The organism is Peribacillus sp. TH14 (assembly GCF_016651145.1).
Classification (GTDB): domain Bacteria; phylum Bacillota; class Bacilli; order Bacillales; family DSM-1321; genus Peribacillus; species Peribacillus butanolivorans.
Genome location: NZ_JAEKEK010000001.1, coordinates 2,903,892 through 2,919,962, shown reverse-complemented (window position 1 = coordinate 2,919,962; position 16,071 = coordinate 2,903,892). Strand labels below are relative to the sequence as shown.

At 36.8% G+C, this 16,071-nt stretch carries 15 protein-coding genes; 4 read left to right on the top strand and 11 right to left on the bottom strand.

Annotated features, from left to right (window positions below):
• Positions 1 to 236: 236 nt before the first annotated feature.
• From JFU50_RS14230 to JFU50_RS14220, 3 genes are all read left to right on the top strand, one after another.
• Positions 237 to 821 (top strand): CGNR zinc finger domain-containing protein, encoded by a 585-nt coding sequence (locus JFU50_RS14230; protein ID WP_201222994.1) that lies wholly within the window; start codon positions 237 to 239, stop codon positions 819 to 821.
• A 120-nt stretch (positions 822 to 941) separates the two neighbouring features.
• Positions 942 to 1,496, top strand: a complete 555-nt coding sequence (locus tag JFU50_RS14225) for an HPP family protein (protein ID WP_446728140.1) — start codon at positions 942 to 944, stop codon at positions 1,494 to 1,496.
• Between the two features lie 25 nt (positions 1,497 to 1,521).
• Positions 1,522 to 2,007: a DinB family protein gene (locus JFU50_RS14220; protein ID WP_201222990.1), complete on the top strand. Its 486-nt coding sequence runs from the start codon at positions 1,522 to 1,524 to the stop codon at positions 2,005 to 2,007.
• 310 nt (positions 2,008 to 2,317) lie between these two features.
• Here JFU50_RS14220 and JFU50_RS14215 read toward each other — a convergent pair whose 3' ends face one another.
• The 5 genes from JFU50_RS14215 to JFU50_RS14195 form a co-directional block, all read right to left on the bottom strand.
• Entirely contained in the window at positions 2,318 to 3,025 is a 708-nt protein-coding gene (locus JFU50_RS14215; protein ID WP_201222988.1) for a nitroreductase family protein, read from the bottom strand.
• 114 nt (positions 3,026 to 3,139) lie between these two features.
• A complete protein-coding gene (locus JFU50_RS14210; protein WP_098176049.1) occupies positions 3,140 to 3,556 on the bottom strand; it encodes an RrF2 family transcriptional regulator in 417 nt (138 codons plus the stop codon).
• A gap of 221 nt (positions 3,557 to 3,777) precedes the next feature.
• Positions 3,778 to 4,203 carry a cytidine deaminase gene (locus tag JFU50_RS14205; RefSeq protein ID WP_201186751.1) on the bottom strand — a complete coding sequence of 142 codons (426 nt, stop codon included), beginning with the start codon at positions 4,201 to 4,203 and terminating at the stop codon, positions 3,778 to 3,780.
• Between the two features lie 264 nt (positions 4,204 to 4,467).
• A complete protein-coding gene (locus JFU50_RS14200) occupies positions 4,468 to 5,778 on the bottom strand; it encodes an amidohydrolase family protein (RefSeq protein WP_201222986.1) in 1,311 nt (436 codons plus the stop codon).
• 656 nt (positions 5,779 to 6,434) lie between these two features.
• Complete coding sequence (locus JFU50_RS14195; RefSeq protein ID WP_201222984.1) at positions 6,435 to 6,887, bottom strand: GNAT family N-acetyltransferase; 453 nt, start codon at positions 6,885 to 6,887, stop codon at positions 6,435 to 6,437.
• 1,006 nt (positions 6,888 to 7,893) lie between these two features.
• Here JFU50_RS14195 and JFU50_RS14190 point away from each other — a divergent pair.
• On the top strand, positions 7,894 to 8,538 hold the full coding sequence (locus JFU50_RS14190) for a hypothetical protein (protein ID WP_201222982.1): 645 nt from the start codon (positions 7,894 to 7,896) through the stop codon (positions 8,536 to 8,538).
• 384 nt (positions 8,539 to 8,922) lie between these two features.
• Here the strand turns inward: JFU50_RS14190 and JFU50_RS14185 are convergent, their stop codons facing one another.
• The 6 genes from JFU50_RS14185 to JFU50_RS14160 all read right to left on the bottom strand — a co-directional run bounded on the left by JFU50_RS14185 (position 8,923) and on the right by JFU50_RS14160 (position 15,820).
• A complete protein-coding gene (locus tag JFU50_RS14185) occupies positions 8,923 to 9,174 on the bottom strand; it encodes a hypothetical protein (protein WP_201222980.1) in 252 nt (83 codons plus the stop codon).
• Between the two features lie 109 nt (positions 9,175 to 9,283).
• Positions 9,284 to 10,168, bottom strand: a complete 885-nt coding sequence (locus tag JFU50_RS14180; protein WP_201222977.1) for a DMT family transporter — start codon at positions 10,166 to 10,168, stop codon at positions 9,284 to 9,286.
• A 17-nt stretch (positions 10,169 to 10,185) separates the two neighbouring features.
• A complete protein-coding gene (locus JFU50_RS14175; RefSeq protein ID WP_201222975.1) occupies positions 10,186 to 10,332 on the bottom strand; it encodes a hypothetical protein in 147 nt (48 codons plus the stop codon).
• 435 nt (positions 10,333 to 10,767) lie between these two features.
• A complete protein-coding gene (locus JFU50_RS14170) occupies positions 10,768 to 11,598 on the bottom strand; it encodes an STAS domain-containing protein (protein ID WP_342366279.1) in 831 nt (276 codons plus the stop codon).
• Positions 11,599 to 11,781: 183 nt separating this feature from the next.
• Positions 11,782 to 13,764 carry a hydantoinase B/oxoprolinase family protein gene (locus JFU50_RS14165; protein ID WP_207196191.1) on the bottom strand — a complete coding sequence of 661 codons (1,983 nt, stop codon included), beginning with the start codon at positions 13,762 to 13,764 and terminating at the stop codon, positions 11,782 to 11,784.
• A 16-nt stretch (positions 13,765 to 13,780) separates the two neighbouring features.
• Entirely contained in the window at positions 13,781 to 15,820 is a 2,040-nt protein-coding gene (locus tag JFU50_RS14160; protein WP_201222973.1) for a hydantoinase/oxoprolinase family protein, read from the bottom strand.
• Positions 15,821 to 16,071: the final 251 nt, after the last annotated feature.

Genomic DNA, 16,071 nt, shown 5'->3' with positions numbered 1-16,071 from the left:
TAATTATACTTATTTTATCACAAAAGGATATTTTTACCTTAAAAAAACTTTCATTCCTAGTTAATGGAACACAATAAAAAAAGGCTACTGCAACAGCCCTCATTATTTAAGAAAAACATCCTTTAGTTTAAGAAAACCATACCTTTTATTGTGTTAAATTAGGTTATAATAATTATATAACCTATTAATTAGTTTTTTTATGGTTAGAATAAAAGGTGAAATGAGAGATAAACGTAATGACTAAAACAAATAAATTTCCACTTATATCAGGAAATCTTTCTCTTGATTTAGTGAACACAGAACTAGTAAAACGTGGACAGCGGCACGATTTATTGCTCTTGGAAAGAGATGTGCTGGAGTGGCTTCATGTAATAAAAGCGGAAAACGCATTTTGGGATGATCGGTTATTCTTAAAGATAGAAGAAAGAATCGGACAAGTATTTTTATGTATTCTAGAAATGCGTGCTGTTTTAAGAGAGCGATTTGAATTAATAGCAGATGGACAATCAATTCCAGATGAATTTATCTCTTTTTTAGAAAATAAGATTGAAAAAGCGCCATTCATCTATAAATTAATAAATCAAAAACTGATACCCTCACCTATTGGAGAGATAGAGGATGTCCTTTTGTCTCTAATTGCCTTTGACGCTTTAACGTTAATTGAAACAAACAAACTTTCCTCCCTCAAGAGATGCTCTAATCCGGACTGCGTACTTTTATTTATTGATGAAAGTGGAAGACGTAAATGGTGTTCAATGAAAATATGTGGCAACAGAAAAAAGGTAGCCCGCTTTCAACACCGGAAGTCTGATGATGAATGAAGAACCAACTTATTTCAGAGTTGGTTCTTTTTTTTAGGCACTCTAACTAACCATTAAAAATACTTTGACGGGTTAGTTAATTTCATGTAAAGTGAAATATGAATAAAAGGAGGGTGAATGTTGGACAGTACAAAAATAGCAAGCCGAGAAGAAAAACACCTATTTAATGTACGATATTTATCTAAAATGAAAGGAAAAGGGAGAAGTCCATTACAGGTTAATGCAAAGGACTCAGTAACAGGCTTGATTGGTGGATTTTTAACCATTTTCGTTCTAGTTTATTTAACAAATATGACATCTGCCGCGTGGTTAATGGCTCCATTTGGTGCAAGCTGTGTCCTGGCATTTAGTGTTTGGAACGCGCCATTATCACAGCCACGAAATATTATTGGTGGCCATTTTGTTTCAACATTTGTGGGCTTAGCTATATATCATCTTTTTGGTGATGAACCTTGGGCAATTGGCTTAGCTGTAGGCTTAGCAATTGCGGTGATGATGCTAACAAAAACGACGCATCCACCAGCAGGAGCAGACCCTCTCGTTGTTATGCTGGGCGCATACAGTTGGAGTTATTTAATTACGCCTGTTTTAATTGGCTCTATCCTGATCGTTTTCTTTGCACTAATCATCAATAATTTGCGTAGCAACCGAGAATATCCAACGTTTTGGATTTGACTTTTATTATTGGGGAGGAAAAAGTATGAAAAACTACATCTTCAAACAATTAAAGTTTGTTCGGGAAAACACTATTAGGTACGTGGCAAATATGAATGAAGAGAAATCACTTTTCATTCCAGTAGGATTCAATAATAATATCAAATGGAACCTAGGACATATATATGTTGTACAAGAAAGGTTCTCCTTTGATATTATTGGAGAAAAAATGACAATGCCGAATCACTTTACGGAATTATTCTCTACTGGTACTAAACCAAGTGAATGGGGAGAACAAAAATCACCCGCGATCTATGACTTAATCCAATTGCTCGATAATCAAGTCAACCGGGTTGAGCAAGCATTGGAATTTCGGTTGAACACAACGTTAGAACAACCATACACAACATCTACAGGTCTTACTTTATCATCAGTAGAAGAATTACTACCCTTTTGCTTATACCATGAGGGAATGCATTTTGGTGCGATTAAATCGATCTCACGAATGTTTCAAGATGGAGAGAGAAAATGAAGTATTTTACTAAGAACTGAAATATTTTAGTTCTGCCTTTTTATACAATAAGTTTTATAGTATTTTCAAATCTGTTTTTTAAAACCATTCAGCCACATATCAAACGAAATATGGTTAGCGACTTTAAATAAAGTCTCCAGAATAACTAAGAAAAATAAAATTCATTTACAAACGTTCAAATTTTATTTTAATTGATCAGTCTATTAAATAATGAACATGCAACCAATTGGATGGTCATCGCAAAAAGGGCTCTGAAGCAAAAATTACAATGAATGCAATCTTTGCTCCAGAACCCGTATATTATTAAACCTTAGTATTTATTCCAAGTTATTAAAGTATCAAGTGGTAAACGTACTTTTTCAAATCCTGCTTTCATTCCTTTTCCAATGGAGATTAACATGACAGGTTTGAAGTTTTCCGGTACATTGAATGCATCCACAAATTTGTTTTCATCGAACCCTCCCATAGGGACTGTATCGTATCCTTTTGCTTTTGCAGCTAACATGATCTGCATGGAAACTAAGCCACCGTCAATCATTGCTACACTTAAAGCTTTTTCAGCAGAAAAGTTACCATAATTATGCATAATTGAAGCTACATATGGCTCTTTGATTTCATTCTTCATAATTCCTTTATTAACTAATTCACCATAAATTCGTTCAGCATTTTTGTAACCTTCAATATCAGCTAAAACTGCAATGACAGCAGAGGCATCAACAATTTGTTGTTGGTTATGTGCGATGGGTAGCAATTCTTGTTGGATTTGCTTATCTTGTATTACAAGGAATCTCCATGGTTGTAAATTAGAAGAAGACGGTGCTTGAATCGCAATATCCAGGATTTCATGAATTTCTTCTTCAGTCATCACGTATTCTGCATCATATTGGCGAACTGATCTTCGTTCTTTCGCTATCGTAATAAAGTCTGTATCAGTAAGTACCTTTGGTTTTTCAAGTGATGTATTTATTTCATTTGATTTAGTTAGGTACTCTTCTTTACTCATTGTATTTTTTGTCATTTATAATGACCTCCATTTAACTGTGTTTATTACAGGAACAGTATATATCAGATACTGTTCTTATGTCAAATACAGTTTATAAAAGACGAAACCCTATTAGTTTCGTTTTTCACATTATGATTTTGATAGTAAGTCAGCAATCGTCTTTTGTTCAAGACCTTGTATAATCCAACTCTCCATCTCATTTTTCAAACCGCATAAAGCATCACGAGAAGATGGTTGAAAGCATTTTTTATCATTCACATCAAGGAAGCCTTTTGAAAAAGGTTCAGATTTTATTGCAGAGTAAATATCGGCAAGTATGATTTGATCAGGATCTTTGGCAAGTGAATATCCACCATCCCTACCTTCCTTAGCTTGAATCAGCCCTGCTTTTACTAAATTACTTAATATTTTTCTAAGAAAACCAGACTCCGAGTTAAGCTTTGTTGCCAACTTACTGCTGTTACATAATCCCTCATGATCTGCAAGAACAAGTAGAGCTTGTAATGCAAGACTGAACCACATTATACTTGAAACCTTTTCGGTCATTTCTTTCACCTCTCCTCTACTTTAAACTATTTTAATGCATATACAACGAGGTATCAAAGAATTCTGCCGGAAAAAAAGCCACTCTTTTTCAGATCTATCTGGATACGAATTTCTAACCATATTGCATTGTATATAACAACCGCAGTACTAGTCTATCAACAATGAGGTTATTTTATTATCCTCGTTAAAAGAACCATTACCCTATTAGAGGGAATATGTGTTTATTTATCATTCCATTTTTCTTTGTATTCTTCGTAAGCTGCTGTCCAGTGATACGGTTGTACTTCTGATAATGTTTTAAAAGTTAGGTCTCGTCCGGGTAAAGTAACAGCTACTTTAACTGTTGGCCCCCAATAAAATAGTCTTTCTTGGCAAATTCCACAGGGAGAAAGCACTTTAAACTCTGACTTCTCATCATCACGAACTACACATATCGAATGCGTAATTTTTTTATTCAATTTATGCGCCTCTAAAATAGCTCCTGTTTCTATACACAGATTTGTCGAATCGTTTATTATATCAGGAGCGACACTTGTGAGTATTGAACCGTCTTCTAAAGCCATTGCTGCTGCTCCGCCCCAACCTTCGGGGTATCTTTTTTCTATTAAGTTAGTAACTGCATCAAATAATTTTTGCTCGGTATTCAAGTCATTACCTCCTTTGTCATTAGTTAAATTCTAACAACCAATCTATTCTAGGTATAGTTTTTTAAAAGCGAAACTGCCCCTTTAGTTGCATTTGAAAAGAGGCTGCCTCAGCAACCTCCTTTACCGAAATAAAGCAACCGTTTGTTCATTTTGATCAGTTTAAGTTCGTTAAAATCTTACTTCCCTTCCAATATGGTATCAGATATCCGGTAAATAAAACTTTTAATAAACTGAACATCATGGTAATTACAGGTTTTTTTTATTTTATCGTGAAAGGGTACCCTGCAATCGATTCACTTCGGCAATTACTTTTTCTTCATCAATCGTTAAGCTGCAGCCGTCTTTTACAACCATCTTACCATCAATGTATACATCACATACATCATTTCCGCGTGCCGCATAAAGCAAATGCGAATATGCTTCACTAAGCGGTTGTAGATGCTCTTTATTATAAGGATAAATAGAAATGAAATCTGCTTTTTTATCTACTTCCAAAGAACCCGTATGGCCCATGCCAATCGCTTCGGCTCCCATTCTTGTTGCCATGGCCAGTGCCGTTTGAGCAGGGAATTTGGTGGCATCTTTATAAATGCCTTTTTGAAGCAATGCAGCCGTTCTCATTTCCTCGAACATATCGAAGTTGTTATTGGAAGCTACGCCATCTGTTGCAACCCCCACTTTAATCCCGGCATCCAAAAGACTGACAATATCTGCAATCCCAGATCCCAGCTTCAAATTACTAATTGGATTATGGGCAACCCTTACATCATGCTGTTTTAATATCGCTCGCTCTTCATCGTTGAGAACCACTCCATGGGCCATCACGGTTGGTTGATCGAAGAGACCTAAACGGCGAAGGTGCTCGACAGGACGAAATCCGTATCGCTTTTCAATGTCCAGAATCTCAAAATCCGTTTCCGAAACGTGAATGTGCACCATCAAATCATTCTCTTTAGCAATCCGTGCACTCTCAACAATCGCCTCAGGCGTACAAGCATACGGGCTATGTGGCGCGACCATGGTAGTCAGGCGGCCATCGGCAAACGTTTTATAGTTTTTAGAAAACTGCTCAGCCCCCGCGAGATTCGCCTTTTGTTCTTTTTCCGTACCTAAGCTAAAAATCGTGTAGGAAAAGGCTCCGCGCATTCCTGTTTCGCCTATCGTCTCCATAACAGCACCCGCATCTATTCCATTAGGATTAAACATATCCGAAAATGTAGTTGTTCCTGATTTTAACATTTCCAAAATGCCAAGCTGAGTACTTACAGAGGCGATTTCTGTTGTAAACTGGCTCTCAATCGGCCATATTTTCGTTTCCAACCAGGGCTTCAGCAACATGTCGTCTCCGATCCCTCGTAAAAGGGTCATCACAATATGCGAATGAGCATTCACAAGGCCTGGCATAATCCATTTTCCGCCAAGGTTGACCACTTGATCTGCATCTGCCAATTGCTCTTCAGAATGCGGTCCGATGTAGGATATGAGTTGATCTTGCACAATCATCATGCCGTTTTCAAAGATTTGATTTTCCTTGTCCATAGTAAAAAAGGTACCGTTAATAAAAATCGTCTTCATTTGTATTTCCTCCAAATTTATTACGTATCATTAGAAAAACTTGTTTCTATTCAGCTTTATTAAAAAGCTACTTTGATAATCCTCTGTATGCCTTCCAAGCTATGATTTGCCAAGTCTATTGCAGATAACATTAGCAAATGTTCTTTTCTACCACACTTATTATTCTCTCCATATAATTAGTAAACGACAGATAACTGTCTATACGAATATCCTCACCCATATAGTTATAATTACTACTTATTCTACAATTAAATATTTTCTAGGCTGTGACCTTTCCACAATTGATATCTGCCACATCATCCGGATCCATCAGATTCTTCGTCTGTTCTAGAGTAAAAATTCTGTTCCAAAATTCGCTAAGATGTACTTTTACGAACGGTTTAGAAACTCACTTGAAACTTCCAAATCCACATGGAACTTTCAAAAAAAACACTTCAAACAACAAAAAAAGCTATCACAATGACAGCTCCGATTTTAAAGTAAAGCATCCGTTAGTTCAAGAACAATATGATTTTTCCATAAATACCCTTCAAATAAAAACTTTCTTCAAGTTGCCGTAGGCTGCGATAACTTCATTTGCGACCTCTATTAAATTGATTTTAACAAAGAGTAAACGTTCGTACCTGCTTTATTGAAAAATTGTCACATTAGTTGAATTAAAGCTTCATTTTTAGACCCTCATGAGTCGCTTTAAATCCTAAACGTTCATAAAAATTCAGCGCTTCTTCTCGTTTTTTATCAGTTGTTAGCTGAATAATATGACAGCCACGCTCTTTTGCACGCTCGATTGCCCATAGGATTAATTGGGTTCCTATCCCTTTTCCCCGTTCTGTAGATGCCGTTCGAACCCCTTCAATAGTAGCTCTCCAACCACCTTGATGTGTAATATATGGAGTAAAAGTAATCTGTTGAACACCAACAATTTCTTCACCAAGGCACGCAACAATCAATTCATTATTCAGGTCTGAATCAATTGATTCAAATGCTTTTAGATAGCTTTCAGGAAGAGGATTTTCGTAACGTTCTCTCGTCCTCCCCAATTCATCATCCGCAAGCATTTGTACAATTTCATTTAGGTCTTTTGCTGTGGCCTTTCTAAATTTAACCATACAACCCCTCCAAGATTTAAGATAAGTTACTTTAGTAACAATCATCATACCTAACGATTAGATAATGATTAAATTTTAATAAATTATTTACATTGATGACTTTTCCTTAATCAACTATCCATACTTTACATACCGCCAACCAAAACTTCATTCCCAATAAGAAAGTACCAAAATTAGAGTACTTGTACCTTATTGGGAATGTGTGCTTAACCGTAAGAAGCATACTAAGCACAGCTGTAGAAGTAGGATAGGTCGATTGGAAATTAGAACTTTGAGTTGGGGTTTATACTAAGATTAATCATCAAGTATATATAATTACATGATTTTTTTATAAATGAAAAGGTTAATTAAACTAATTTTACGATTTGATTAACCTTTTATAGTACTATCATTTCTGTGAAGTTTTACTCAATAGTAAATAGAATAAATATTGCAGGTATAACCTTAATAAGAAGAATATCCAGTACACCAAAAATGGTATAAAAAAGTGATATTGCTACTTTACTTTCATCTTATAAAACCCCTTTCTATTAAAGGAAGTTTCCAATTTAGACTTTTAAAATTAGTTTCGGCATTCGATGTTATACACTGTTCCTACCTTGCTTTGTCCATTTTCGTATATAGTTTAAATATTATACTTAAAACTGCAAATAGCATGAGAGTATTTAGTACAAGTAAACCTAATTTAATCTGTGTGTGTTTAAAAATCTTATACTGAAATATTTGTAGAATATTTGTGACCTCTCCATCACCCTTATAAATTATCCAATTCAAAGGTATCCCGTATCCATCGCCAATTTGTGGTAACACGAATGCTGCAACAATAGTCACAGCCAAACTAATTAAGAACAATTTCTTGTAAAACATTTTTTACCACCCATTGTATTTAATTACATATTTTGTTTATTTTTTGAAATTATGTTAATATTATTATAGTTTCATACTATCATATTTTATTAGTGGGTAATAAAAGTTTTCAAGCATCATATGTGTTTTTACTTTATTTATGCTCGGGATAGCTAATCCTATTCAAACTTTCGCAGAATCATCATCTACTCAACAGGACATTAATGCTGAAATCAACCAATTAGAAAAAACTTATGGTTTCGAAACAGTTGACTTGAATGATTCAACAGAAACTATTAATCCAACAGAATTAGAGTTTGATACAACAGAAGAATTTGAAGAATTCGTAAAAGGTCTTCAAGAAGAAGATGAAGTTGAAGTTAATGAAGAAATTTCAATTTCTGAAGATGAAGAATACACCGGTAGAATGCAAACTTTTGCTACTACAAAGAATGGCTCAAAACTTCTCAACTGGTGGGCACCAATTCAAAACGGGAAAATTATACTAGGTTCATACAAGAATATTCGAATTAAATATAAATATAAATATAAATTGGTTAATAAAAAACCTCAGTTTGTATCAGTTTCTGAATACGATTCTTACTTGACTGGTATTAATTTAGAAGTTGACTGGTTACATAAAGATGGGAAGAAATCCTTCAGTAAAAAGAACAGTACAAAAGATACTGCTAACATAACTGTTGAAGACATATATGTGCTAGGTGTTATAGTTGCCGGACACCCTATTGGATTTAAATGGAATGGTTCATGGAAACGCTCTTTAACATTAAAGAAAGAAAAGTGATTAGATGTTCAATAATATGAATGTAGAGGTTTATCAGTCTGTATCACTGATAAACCCTTTTTAATTAGCATCATAAACTTCGCAATCTTCGCCACTACCAAGCCTTCTTCTTTATGTATCTTGTTATTATCCCTTATGCCTAGCATAAGACATAGCAGACTACATAGTCCAACAAGCGTTCCCCAAAACATCCTTTTCACTTCATTTATAAACCTAACAAAGGAAAATAACTTTTACTTGAATTTTATTATTAATCTTTATCCATTTACCAGCCCTGTAGCTCTCAATAAGAAAAAGGTACGCCGCAGCAACCTTCATTATTGAAGTAAAGCACCAGTTAGCGAAATAAGGGAGCAATCGTTATCATTAACATTGAAAAGCAAATTAGAAAATACTTATTTTATTTGAGAGTTTTTCTTTTCCTTTACCTTTATAAAACCCTGAAAATCGAAGACGATTTCTATAGAATACAAAAAGTATAATTAAGATTGCTACACCAACAAACCATCCACCAGTAGTATTATCTACGTTTATTTCCATACCCGCATAGATTAAGTTAACTAAAGCTCCTGTTAAACTTCCAAGAATAAAAATGATAGCTACGATGCGAAGTAATTCTAAGATTACCCTAAACATAATTCATCTCCTTATTCAAAAGTTATACCTGCTTTTGCAACTCACTATAATGACTGTGTGGTGACTATCTTCAATTGCACTCTAATCATACAGTGTCTGCCCTACTCTTTTACATAACCTTGTTTTCGGATTCAGTAAGGGTTTTAGGAGCCTTAAGTACATAAAACAATCCGCTGAAAATTAATAAAATTCCAAGGCATTGAAGCAAATCTGGATGAAATCCAGTAATCAAGATATCTAAAAGTATAGCAACAAACGGGTCTACAAAAATCATAAAAGAGACTATGTTTGTAGGCAGGTGACGAATACTATTAAAAAACAAAAGGTACACAACTCCTGTATGAACGATACCAGTGAAAATGGCATAAAACCACTCCGCTGAATGTAGGACTGTGTAGGTTGAAAAATCAATAAACGGAACTAGTAATAGAATACCTATAAACATTTGAAGAGAAGTAGTGGCATACACACTTGTCTTTGTAATGCTCTTTCCTAAAATCATTGTAGCTGCATAGAAAAGGGCCGCAAGCACTCCATATATAATTCCTTCCCATTCAGGAGATGATGAACGGAACCCATCTGTTCCCATAATAAATAATGTTCCTATGAAACATAGAAAGATTGCTATGATAGAGAACAATGTCAATTTCTCTCTAAAGATGAAGCTCCCTATAATAAGAACAATCATAGGAGCTAAATGATAAAGTGAAATAGCAATCGTCACGGATATCAATTCAAACGATTTAAAGAGGAATATCCAGTTTAATAAGTTGGTTCCCCCACAGAGAATGATCAAAGGTGTCTCTTTGAAATTCCATATCTCTTTCTTATAATTCCCTGTCATTACCCAAGCAGTACATAAGAATACTGCAGCACAAATGCAACGAACAAAAACCAGTTCCATTGCCGGAAGGCCTGTGAGTTCAGAGAAAAAACCGACAGTTCCAAATATGGTCATAGCCAAAGAGAGTTGGAATAGTGCATTTCTATTCATTTTTAATTTTCCTTTCTTCATTTCAATAGTAAGCTGGTCATGCTATCTTTCTCAGGCATGCCATCGCGCGTGACAATATTGGCCCACATTTGTTCTAGAATTACTAATCTATCCAGGTTATTGCGCGGCAAGACTGTCACAATATCATCTTCCATACCTTTCATTAATTATTTAGCCTAGGCGGGTTCTATCAATAATTTCCTACAAAGTGCCGAGGCTTTTTGTTCTAAATCCAGTCATTCGGTTATGTATATTATATCTGGGGCTTAATTCTAAAATAGAATTAAGTGTTGGCCCATTTTTATTGTATTTAACAATTCTCATTATATACTCTTGAAGTAGGTTAACGGATGTAGTTTCTCCTTTATCAACTAAAGCTGCCAACTGAACAATGGTTAATTTTCACAGCTTGGATTTGCTCAGTACCCAAACTGTTCCCTTCCTTGCAGTACACAGTGCAATACATTATGTGTTATACCTCCTTCCTATTTATATCTAATTACTTCAGTTCGACAAAAGCAATAAAGAACCTCCCTTTATATTCCATATTACCTACAAAAAAAAGTCACCACTACATGGCGACCTTTAACTGTTACGATTTAACTCACAACCATATAATCCCTTAAGGCCTGCTGTAGCGTCCCCTTTATCTCTGCTTTATTATCGAAACAAAGCCCTGCACGAATCATTTTTGTAACAATTTCTGGGCGTAATCCAGTAATCACAGCTTTACACCCCATCATCGAGGTCCCATCGAGAATCTTCATTAATTGATTAATGATCTCAACCTCCATTTCAAGAATACCAGATAAATCCAGGATCAAGATTTGAATCTTCAGTTTACCTATTTCCATCAATACCTTTTCCTCGATTATACGAATACGCGATTCATCGATTGATCCAATTAACGGAAGAACGCAGGTAGAGGGAGTGATTGGGATGATAGGAACAGATAGATTTTCTACCAAGTTTTGCTGAGCTAGAATCAATTTGTCTTTATAATCAGAATAACTGATAAAAAAAGATTTAAGGAAAACATCAACCTTTTCGTTCACTTTTTTCTCTAAATCGAAAAAGACTTTCGAATCGTTAAACACATCTTTTAATTTCTCAAATTCATAAAGAAAATTCCACAGCGTTCTTCGGATAGCTTGGATCCATTCCAATTTGAACGAGAGAGTTAAGGAATAAGTTGCCCAGACTACTCCTTCTTTTTCGGCAAAGGCAATCATATCATCCTCATTCTGCTCCACGATATAACGGATCAGCTTATGTGCATTATTCAAAAGGTCGACATTTCCAATCAACAAGATTTCCTCAATTTTCTCTCTAACATTGACTGCTTCCGACAAAAGCTGCTCCTCAACCTCACTTTTGTTTTGCACAAGGAATTCCATTATTTTATCTTCCTCATTTAAAGAAAAACTCACTATTCTCCACTCCCTTTTTGGCACATTTCCCCTGTGATTTTTGTTACTAATACATTCTCTATTGGCGAAGTTTTTTCCTTCTTAATTAGAAAGTTCCCCTTAAAGCTAAAAAAAGGTTCCGAATCTAATCGGAACCTCTCATTAACGAGTCATAATAATTTTTCTTAGCTTGGTAGTGTCAGCTTATTTCCAATAAGCTAGTGTACGGGTTTTCATAGATTCACGGAATTGTTTTGTTGATTCTGGCAGTACTTTATTAGTTGCATAATCTATGATGACTCCATGTTGACGAATGACATCCAGGTTATCCAGCTCACCATTCGCGAATTTCTCTTCAACAACTTGAACGTTCTCTTCAAGCCATTGTTTACGATTGTTTCTTATATATGATCTAGCTAGATCTGTTGCTTCATAATCTATTTCAAACAAATCCAGATCTTTATCGATTTCATTAATAACCACACCGTAATCTTTTTTGGCTCTCTCGATTGAAACATACTCATCAATAACATCTTCCATAACATCTTCTGGACTTCTTTCAAGCGGGTCCCCTAAACCACCGCCCCCTGCTGATGGGCGTACAAAGGAATCCCCTTGTTGCACTTTTACATTTGAAAAAATCGCCCCTAAATATTGTTCGTTCTCCTTGCCCGGATTAAGCCATGCTCCATGTGGAGAAGAAGGCAGCCCTCCAAAAATACCCCATGTTATCGAACGAGAACGGTCACAGCAATAGGACATTACCGTGTTTTTGACATTTGTGAGAGTTCCGCCTTTTTCTACACCGCACCCGCCGCGGTATTTCCCAGGACCAGCTGAATCTGTAATAATTTCATGTTTCATCGTAACAACAGGTGACAATCTTTCTTGACCTTCACAAGGCTGAACGCTGAGCCCCAAACCGAATGTTGGTGAAGTGGCGTTCACACCGTCTCGATCGGAACGACCTCCATGCCCGCCAGCCATCCAGTCATACCACATAAAGTATTTATCTTGTTCCTGACGTTGGTCCCACCCGCCGATCAGTAAATACTCGAGGTTAAACGAGCAAGCAATGGCTCTCTCTGGCATAATGTTAGACCAAAGTTCAAAACAAGCACTCATGATTTTTTCATATGCCCCTGAACAAAATCCTGTTACAGCCACCGGTGCAGGAGCATTGACGACTGAGTTTTCAGGCAGTTCAACCTTTACCACTCTATAAAAACCAGAATTCAAAGGAATCTCAGGGAAAAATGTCTTGGTACCTGAATACGTAGCCGATAAAGAAGCCCCGAAACCTGCATTTAAAAAGCAGCCAATATAAGAGTGGGAACCAGAAAGATCATAAAGAATTTCATCATCTGTGATGGTCATCTTCACCTTAATCGGGATTAATCCATCTCCTACTTCAGGATCCATATCAATATAATCAACGGTCTCCCATGTACCGTTTGGCAAAGCCGCAACCTTGGCTCTTGCTAACCGTTCTACATAATTCTGCACTTCGGCAAAAGCGGACAAAGTTGTATCGATTCCATACTTTTCGATGATAGCAAACAGCTGACGCTCGCCTACTTTCGCGGCTTCCACTTGAGCTCGCAGGTCCCCTACCCGTTCTTCTGGAACGCGCATGTTCGAAACGAGAACATTAACCACATCTTTTAAAAACGTTCCTTTACTATAAATTCTAAGAGGTGGAATTCTTACACCCTCACCGAAATGTTCTTTGGCGTTAATATCAAAGGATCCTGGTGTTGATCCTCCCATGTCTGCCCAGTGACCATTTGTTTGCATGAACGCAATAAGCTTTTCACCATGAAAGACAGGCAATAGCACCCGAGTGTCATTGAAATGAGTACCACCACGATACGGGTCATTGACTAAGAAAACGTCTCCAGGGTGGATATCACCTTCGAAGTCTTCCAGTACCGCTTTTGCAGTAAGATGCAGTGTTCCAACATGGACGGAAATATCCTGTGTTCCTTGCATAACTGTATTTCCTTCTGCATCACAAAGCGCACAGCTGAAGTCTCGGTTATAAATAACAAAGGAGTAGCATGTCCGAAGAATCTGCTCAGCCATCTGATCTACAAGGTTAACGAAGCCATTTTTTATCACTTCAAATGTCACGGGATCTAAACCGGTTCCAACTCCAGATTGGTCAATTAACTGTTTATTCGACAATAGAATCCACCTCTTTTTATTTATTTAGTGAAAGAATTAAGTTCCTATATTTATCAACTTTGGCCGTGAAGTTTGGAGGAATAACAGTCGTTGTATCGAGCTGATCTACTATGGCTGGCCCTTGAATTTCAGAGAAAGCCGGAATTAGTTCTCGGTTATACACGTTTGTATTTACATAACCTTCTTCTTCAAAATAAACATCACGCGTTTCTTTCAAAGCATCCTCAAGCGTGCCACCAGGTTCATAGGTAGGAAATTCAGGTTTTGGCACAGTTCCAATAGCCGTAACGAGCAGCCCGTATATTTCCACAGTTTGTTCTTTATCAGAGAAAGAAAATTCCCGTTCATGTTCTTGATGGAAACGGTTCAGAGTCTCTTCTAATGAAGAGATTGGACAGTCAACTTCTATTGCCAATGAACGCCATTGCCCCATATACCTCATGTCAATATATCGCATCAAGGTAGAAGCATCTTTAGAAACTCCTTCTTCTTGCAATAATTCCTCGGCCTCTTTTTCCATTCCAACAAACTCTTTCTCTAAATCCTCTAACGACACATCCTTAACATTCTTAACATATGTTTTGGAGATATCATGACGAACATCAACAAGCAGGCATCCCATTGCCGCGGCAACACCTGGGTGTGGAGGAATGATAACAGTTGGGATTTCCATTTCCTTTGCTAGGTATGCTCCATGTAAAGGACCAGCCCCACCAAAAGCTACAAGTGCAAAATCACGTGGATCATATCCGCGTCTTACTGAAATTAACCGTAGCGCATCACACATATTGGCATTAGCCACCCGTGTAATGGCATTCGCCGCCTCTTCAATTGTATAATTGAACTTCTTAGCGATTTTATCCACAACTTCCATCGCTTTTTCTTTATCCAATTCCATTTGTCCGTCTAATAGTTTTATGCCAAGGCGTCCTAATACTATATTTGCATCTGAATTAGTCGGTTCTACTCCGCCTCTGCTATAGCAAGCAGGTCCAGGAACAGCCCCTGCACTTTGAGGTCCGTTTCGTAAAGAACCACCTTCATCTACCCAGGCTAAGCTGCCGCCGCCTGCACCTATCGTCAGAATTTCGATGCTTGGAAATCCAATCGGATATCCATACTCTATGTACCAATCTTTTGTAATCCGTAAATCACCTTCATGCATCAAGGAAATATCGGTACTCGTTCCTCCCATATCCAGCCCAATCGCATTATTAAACCCGCATAGTTGAGCAATATGTTTACTAGCGATGGCACCTGCAGCAATACCGGAGCTAGCCAATCTTGCAGCATAACGTGGAACAGTTTGTGACGTCATTACTCCGCCACCAGAATGAAGAACTAAAATATCATCTTTATATCCTCTTTTATTCATTTCTCCTTCTAGCGTTTTGATATAGTTACTTACAGTCGGTCCTAAAACCGCGTTGACAATCGTCGTACTCATGCGCTCATGTTCAAAAATTTCAGGGAGGACTTCACTCGAAATGCATATGTAGACATCCGGCAGTTCCTCTTGAATGATTTGTTTCACTTTAGCTTCGTTGCTTCCATTCACATACGAGTTAATGAAGCAAACTGCGATGGACTCAGTACCGCGTTTCTTTAATTTCCTAGCCAGTAACCGTACTTCCTCTTCATTGATTTCTGTCAGAACGTTCCCTGAATAGTCGGTGCGTTCTTCCACTTCAAAACGGTCTCTTCTTTGAATATACGGTTTGGCTACATCATCATATGTATCCCATAACTCGAGTTTGGTTCCACGGCGAATTTCTGAAACATCTCGGAACCCTTTAGAGGTGATCAATGCTGTCTTTGGCAATTTTCTTTCAATCAAGGCATTGGTACCCACTGTCGTACCATGGGAAAACACTTTAATATTTTCACAATCTATTTCCGCTTTTGCGATTCCATCTAATATACCAATCTCAGGATTTAATGGAGTAGACGATGTTTTGGTTATTGAAATTTCCTTCGTACTTTCATCAAAAACAAAAACATCCGTAAATGTTCCACCTACATCTATTGCGAGTCTAGTTTGCTTCGTACCTATCATATAATTCCCACCCCTGCTTCAAGATTTAAAATACTTTATACCATTTGAACATTGCTTTCTGCTTATCTCCTCCGGTGGATCTTTACATGTTTTAATGGAACTGTTTAAAAAATAGATATCGAATGGAGGTCAATCAGCAGTTGAATTTTATCGACTTAGGAAGAAACAGTAAAAAAGTGAATGATAAAATAAAAAAAACCAGTTATATCAATAAGAAATAATTGATATAACTGGTTTTGATCTAAGGTTAG